General features: G+C 61.4%; 6 protein-coding genes. 4 read left to right on the forward strand and 2 right to left on the reverse strand.

The features are described from left to right. The 4 genes from NDI87_RS15660 to NDI87_RS15675 all read left to right on the forward strand — a co-directional run. Positions 1-259, forward strand: a 259-nt coding sequence (locus NDI87_RS15660; protein ID WP_296276387.1) for an MFS transporter, incomplete at its 5' end; no start/stop codon positions are given. A 30-nt stretch (positions 260-289) separates the two neighbouring features. Beyond that, positions 290-751, forward strand: a complete 462-nt coding sequence (gene sixA / locus NDI87_RS15665; RefSeq protein ID WP_296276388.1) for a phosphohistidine phosphatase SixA — start codon at positions 290-292, stop codon at positions 749-751. Between the two features lie 90 nt (positions 752-841). Further along, positions 842-2845, forward strand: a complete 2004-nt coding sequence (locus NDI87_RS15670) for a pyruvate kinase (protein ID WP_296276390.1) — start codon at positions 842-844, stop codon at positions 2843-2845. Then, positions 2814-4310 carry a Ppx/GppA phosphatase family protein gene (locus NDI87_RS15675; protein ID WP_296276393.1) on the forward strand — a complete coding sequence of 499 codons (1497 nt, stop codon included), beginning with the start codon at positions 2814-2816 and terminating at the stop codon, positions 4308-4310. The genes NDI87_RS15670 and NDI87_RS15675 overlap by 32 nt, the downstream gene beginning before the upstream one ends. Here NDI87_RS15675 and ppk1 read toward each other — a convergent pair. Together ppk1 and NDI87_RS15685 are read right to left on the reverse strand one after the other, a co-directional pair. Next, positions 4287-6389: a polyphosphate kinase 1 gene (gene ppk1, locus NDI87_RS15680; RefSeq protein WP_296276395.1), complete on the reverse strand. Its 2103-nt coding sequence runs from the start codon at positions 6387-6389 to the stop codon at positions 4287-4289. The two genes, NDI87_RS15675 and ppk1, sit on opposite strands and share 24 nt — an antisense overlap. 106 nt (positions 6390-6495) lie before the next feature. Further along, a partial coding sequence (locus NDI87_RS15685) for a YqiA/YcfP family alpha/beta fold hydrolase (RefSeq protein WP_296276398.1) occupies positions 6496-6873 on the reverse strand: 378 nt, incomplete at its 5' end.

A 6873-nucleotide genomic window follows, 5' to 3' on the forward strand; every position in this document is an offset into this window, starting at 1 on the left:
CGGGCGCGCCATGGCCGGCCTGTTTGCGCCGCAGCGCCAGATTGCCGAGTTTTACGGCCTGTGGACTTTTGCCATCCGGCTGGCCAGCATCGTCGGGCCTTTAAGCTACGGCCTCATCACCTGGGCCACCGATGGTGACCAGCGCACCGCCATCCTGAGCACCTCAGTGCTGTTTGTGCTGGGCCTGTTGCTGCTGATTCCGGTGAATATGCAGCGCGGACGCCTGGCCGCGTTGCAAGCCGATTCGGCCCGTCTTTAAACTGTCATTTTTGGCGACTATATTGTGGCCATGGACCTGATTTTGTGGCGCCACGCAGAGGCGCAGGAATGGACGCCAGGCTGTGATGACATGGCCCGGCGCCTGACCTCGCGCGGCGAAAAACAGGCGGCGCGCATGGCCGGCTGGCTCGACCGACAGTTGCCTGACAATACCCGCATTCTGGTCAGTCCGGCGCGCCGCACCGAGCAAACCGCCAGCGCCCTGGGTCGAAAATTCAAGATCCGGCCCGAGCTGGCACCGGGTGGCACGGTGGCGCAATTGCTTGAGTTGGCGCAATGGCCAGACGCCAGGGGGTGCGTGCTGGTGGTGGGGCATCAACCCACCCTGGGCCAAACCATAGCCCAGTTGATCGGGCTGAACGTCACCGAATGCTCGGTCAAAAAAGGCGCCGTCTGGTGGCTGCGCAACCGCCAGCGGGAAGAACTCGTGCAAACCCTGGTGGTCACCGTGCAATCACCCGAAGTGCTTTGAAGCCGCTAACCTGACGCGCGTGAAGACAGGGCGGATACACAGCGCGGCAGTTTTCATCACCTTGTCACGATTGGCATTTATAAATGCCACATGCGCCATTCAATTCCTAACCCGAACGCCGCTCCGAGCCCTGCCCCTTCAGCCATTGCTGGCGGTGGCAACCCGCAGGACCTTGCGCTCTGCCTGAAGCTCATTGACCAGCTTGGGGCACTGCGCCAGGGCATGCTGGGCCGGGAACAGGCCATGGCCCAGGAGCTTGAAAAGGTTCGGCCCGAATACCGGGACAGTGCGCGCAACCTGATTCACTACCTGACCCTGCGCCAGGTTGATTTACGTCCGCAACAGGAACAACTTGCCTGGCTGGGCCTGTCTTCCCTCGGGCGTTCCGAGTCCCATGTCATTGCCAACCTTGACAAGGTGCTTGGCTTGCTGCACCGGCTCACGAACCAGCCCTGGCAGGACAAGTCTGCTGAAGAACCCGCCGGCAGCGTCAGCAGCCGTGAACTTCTTAAAAAACACACCTTCAGCTTGCTGGGTCCGGCGCCTGCCAAACGGCCGGTACGCATCATGGTCACCCTGCCCACCGAGGCAGCGACTGACCTCAACATGGTGCGCGATCTGGTGGACGCCGGCATGGACATTGCCAGGATCAATTGTGCGCACGACAGCGCCACTGACTGGCAGCGCATGGCCACCAATGTGCGCCGGGCCGCCAGGGCGGCGCAGCGTCCCGTCAAATTGCTGATGGATCTGGGCGGCCCAAAAATCAGGACCGGCCAACTTGCGGTTAGGCCACCGGTATTGAAACTCAAACCGGGCAAGGACGAGCTGGGGCGTGTCTATCGCCCGGCTCGCCTGCACCTGCGCCCCATCAACAGCGCCGAGCTGATGCCGCAGACAGATGCCAGCATTGGCGTCTGGGATGTCTGGCTGGCGCGCCTGAAGCTTGGCACCAGCATTAATTTCTCTGATGCCCGGGGTGCCAAACGCCATCTTCTGGTGATCCAGATCGACGAAAAAGGTGCGATTGCAGAGAGCCTGCAAACCGCGTATCTGACCCCGGAAACCACACTGACGATCGGTGGCACGGGTGGCAAGAAAAAGCATTCCACCCTGGTTTGCCAGATCAACAGCCAGCCCGGCACCCTGCTGCTGCGTGTTGGCGATAGCTTGCGACTGACGAAAGAAGAAACCGGACCAACAGAAGAGTTTGAAGACGACAGCGCCGAGCCCCGTTCAGAGATGGCGCAGGTGGCGGTGACCTTGCCCCAGGTAATAGACCAGGTCAAGGTGGGTGAACACATCTGGTTTGACGATGGCCGTATTGGCGGTGTGATTCGCCACAAGGCCGACGCCTGGATTGACATCGAGATTACCCAGGCCCGTCCGGAGGGCGAAAAACTCGGCGGCGACAAAGGCATCAACCTGCCCGACAGCCAGTTGAATTTGCCGGCGCTCAGCGACAAGGACATTGAGGACTTGACGACGGTGGCGGCAGAAGCCGATATGGTGGGCCTGTCGTTTGTCCAGAAACCCGCTGACATCGCGCTGTTGCGCGAGCATCTGCAGCGCCTCGGCCGGCAAGACATGGGCATTGTGCTGAAGATCGAAACCCTGCAGGGCTTTGAAAACCTGCCCGATCTCATGCTGTCTGCCATGGCGTCCCGGCTGGCGGGGGTGATGATTGCGCGCGGCGATCTGGCTGTCGAATGTGGCTATGAGCGCCTGGCTGATGTACAAGAAGAAATCCTGTGGTGCGCGCAGGCCGCCCATATGCCCGTGATCTGGGCCACCCAGGTGTTGGAATTCATGGCCAGGACCGGCTTGCCGTCACGCGCCGAGATCTCGGATGCCGGCCTGGGTGTGCGCGCCGAGTGCGTCATGCTCAACAAGGGCCCCTACATTACCCAGGCCATTCGCACGCTTGATGACATCCTGAAACGAATGCTTGGTCATCAGGCCAAAAAGCGCCCGCTGCTGCGCGCGCTGAAAGCCTGGGATAGCGCTGGCAACATGGCTTCTGATGCTATGCTGACAGCTTTGAAAACATTGAACGACGACCATGCAAAACTCAACGCGTCTGGCAGCTGTTGACCTGGGTTCGAACAGCTACAGACTGGAAATTGGACGCATCGAACACGGCCAGTTTTACCGTACCGAATACCTCAAGGAAACCGTGCGCCAGGGCAGTGGCCTGGACGACAACCGCAACCTGACATTGCCGGCGATGCAGCGCGGCTGGGACTGCCTGGCGCGCTTTGGCGAACGCCTGGCAGGATTTACCGAGGGCGAAGTGTGTGCCGTGGCCACGCAAACCCTGCGCGAGGCGCGCAACCGCGACGAATTTCTGGCCATCGGCATGCAAAAACTGGGCTTCCCGATCGACGTCATTTCGGGCCGTGAAGAGGCCCGGTTGATCTACCAGGGCGTGGCCCAGGCGCTGCCGCGCACGCAGGAGCGCCGTCTGGTGATTGACATTGGCGGGCGCTCCACCGAGATCATTCTGGGCCAGGGTCGCGAGCCGCTGCAGATGGAGTCCTACCGGGTCGGCAGCATTGCCTGGTCGATGCGCTATTTTGCCGACGGCCTGTTTACCAGGCGCGCCTTCCAGACCGCCGAAATTGCCGCCAAGGCGGTGCTTGATGAAGCGCTGACCCTGTATCCCCCCGACCAATGGGACATAGCTTACGGCTCGGCCGGCACCATCAACGCCGTGGCCGATGTGCTGGTGGCGGCAGGCTGGCCGGCAGGCACAGTGACACGCGAAGGCCTGGACTGGCTGCAGGACAAACTGCTGGCCGCGCAAAGCACCGACCGGCTGCGCCTGGCAGGCATGCGCGACGACCGCAAACCCATCATCGGCGGTGGCCTGAGCGTGCTGCGGGCACTGTTCGATCTGCTCGGCATCGAACGCCTGGAGCAGGCCAGCGGCGGCTTGCGCCATGGGCTGTTGCAGGACATGCTGGGGGCTGGCCAGCAGCAACACACCGATTTACGCGACCATGCCGTGGAACGCCTGGCCGCCAAATTTGGCGCCGATCCGGTGCATGGCAATCGCGTTGGCCGCATTGCCAATGCACTGTTCATCCAAATCGCCGCAGGCAGCGCGGTGCAGGAACGCGTCAGCCGCAAACTCACCTGGGCGGCGCAACTCCACGAAATTGGCGGCCACATTTCACACAGCGATTACCACAAGCACGGTGCCTACATCCTGGACAACACCGATGTCATGGGCTTTGCACTCACCGAATTGCACAAGCTCAGCCTGCTGGTGCTCGGGCACCGAGGCAAACTGCGCAAGCTGGATACCGATTTTGAAGACCAGCTGTTCATCCAGCAACTCCTGACGCTGCGCCTGGCGGTCGCGCTGTGCCATGCCCGGCGCGACCCTGACCTGACCAGCGTCAGCCTGCGCCAGGATGCCAGGAATGTTCGTCAATTCGTCCTGACGGTGGGCAGCGACTGGGCCCGCCTGTTTCCGCAATCCGCCTACTTGCTCAACGAGGAATGCGTGGCCTGGCAAAAAACGCCCTGGTCATTGCGCGTGGTCGAAGACTGAGCCGTCATAACGCGCCATCAGCGCGGCTTGCGCGCCATGCGGCACGCTGGCGGCGTCCGGCGAAACCCGGACGTAATGGCCATCGGGCTGCAGATCCCAGGCATCGACACCGTCATGCAGGTAGGCCACCAGACATTCATCGACCAAGCGCTGGCGTTGCTGCGAGTCAACAATGGGCCAGGCCAGTTCGACCCGGCGCATCATGTTGCGGTTCATCCAGTCGGCGCTGGACAGGTACAGCGCATCTTCGCTGCCGTAGCGAAAATAAAACACCCGCGAATGCTCCAGAAAGCGCCCGATCACCGAACGCACACGAATGTTGTCGGTGACCCCCGGTACCTGTGCCGGCAGCATGCAGGCGCCGCGCACGATCAAATCGACCTTGACCCCCGCCCGGCCCGCCCGGATCAGCGCATGAATCAAGTCCTCATCGGTCAGTGCGTTCATTTTGGCCACAATGCGGCAATCCTCCCCCGCAGCGGCGCGGGCGGCCAGGCCATTGATCATGACGATGAATTTGCGCTGCAAATCAAACGGCGCCAGCAGCACCTGGCTGAGCCTGGGCAGACGGCTGTGGCTGGCCAGGTGCACAAACACCCGCTCCATGTCCAGTGTCAGCGCCCGGCCGGCGCTCAGGTGGCTGATGTCGGTGTACAGGCGCGCCGTTTTGGGGTTGTAGTTGCCGGTCGACAAATGGCCGTAGCGCGCCAGGCGGCGGCCTTCACGGCGGGTGATGAGCATCATCTTGGCGTGGGTCTTGAGGCCAATCACACCGTACACCACCTGGGCGCCAATCGACTCCAGCATCTCGGCCCAGTTGATGTTGGCCTCTTCGTCAAAGCGCGCCTTCAGTTCCACCACCACCGTCACCTCTTTGCCACGCCGGACCGCTTCACGTAACAGGTCCATCAACTGCGAATCACTGCCGGTGCGGTAAATCGTCTGCTTGATCGCCAGCACCTGCGGGTCATATACCGCCTCGCGCAAAAAGTCGAGCACCCCGCCAAAACTCTCAAACGGCTGGTGAATGACCACATCGCCTTGCTTGAGACGCTCAAAAAAAGACTCGCCCGGCACCAGTTGCGTCGGGTAGCTGCCCTGGTAGGAGGGAAAACACAGTTCGGGGCGGCGCAGCAAGTCCACCAACTGGGTCAGCCGAACCAGGTTCACCGGACCCGCCACCCGGTACAGCGCCGGCTCCGGCAAGTCAAACTGCTGCAGCAAAAAGGACGATAAAAAATTCGAACACCCGGCCGACACTTCAAGGCGCACGGCCTCACCGTAGTGCCGGTATTCCAGGCCCTGGCGCAACGCCGTGCGCAAGTTGCTGACATCGTCTTCGTCCACCGCCAGGTCGGAATGGCGCGTCACCCGGAACTGCGAGAACTGGCCCACTGAACGCCCGGGAAAGAGCTCGGACAAATGCGCCCGGATCACGCTCGACAAGGAGACAAACACATCGCCCGGGCCCGCCACCCTGGGCGCCATGCGGATCATGCGCGGCAGCACCCGGGGCACTTTGACAATGGCAATTTCGTTGGCTCGGCCAAAGACGTCCTTGCCACCCAGGCGCACGATGAAATTGAGCGATTTATTGGCCACCTGGGGAAACGGGTGCGACGGGTCCAGCCCCACCGGAATCAGCAGCGGGCGCACTTCGCGCTCGAAGTATTGTTTGACCCAGCGCCGCTGCTCGGCATTGCGTTCGCCGTGCGAGATGATGCGAATGCCATTTTGGGCCAGCGTCGTCGTCAACACATCGTTGTACAGCGCGTACTGACGTGCCACCAGGGCATGGGCTGCTTCGGCCAGTTTGACAAAGGATTCCTGGGTGTAATTGCCCTTGTCGCCCTGGTTTTTAAAGGCAGACAAATGGGGCTCGGCCCGAACCTCAAAAAACTCATCGAGATTGGACGACACAATGCACAAAAAACGCAGGCGCTCAAGCAGCGGCACCTCCGGGCGGTAAGCCCAATCCAGCACCCGCGCATTGAACGCCAGAATGCTGTGGTCGCGGTCCAGCAGCACCACATCCTCTGAATTTTTTAAAACTTTTACCTGACGCGACAGTGAGGTCATGATGAGCTGCACCAATTTTTTTGAAAACGATTGTTTCAATTATTTGTTGATTTCATGACAGTGTCGTGACAATTCCCATTCCTGCTTTGAACCAGGCCAGCGGGCCTCAAGCCAGCGCCAGAAAACCCAGAATGTCAGCCAGATGTTGCTCAAAGTCGCTCAGGGCATGGTCGCCAGCGGGCAGCAGCTTGATGGTCACGCCCGGGTAATGGCCGCTCATCTCGCGCCAGTCCAGCACCTCGTCACCCCGGGCAATCACGGCAAAGTAGCGCTCCGGGCGGCTGATGCAGGCAACTTCCTGCGCCAGCAGTTCAGCCACATACGCCGGATCAAAGCTGAAGCTTTGCGCCGGGTCGTGCCACAGGGCGTTGTCACCGACAGAGGCGGCCAGGTCGCGCGCAGGGTGCACCGCCGGATTGAGCAGCACCGCCTTGCAGCCCAGGCGCTCGGCCAGCCAGGTGGCATAAAAGCCACCGAGCGAGGA

The organism is Rhodoferax sp., assembly GCF_023701345.1.
Lineage (GTDB): Bacteria > Pseudomonadota > Gammaproteobacteria > Burkholderiales > Burkholderiaceae_C > Rhodoferax.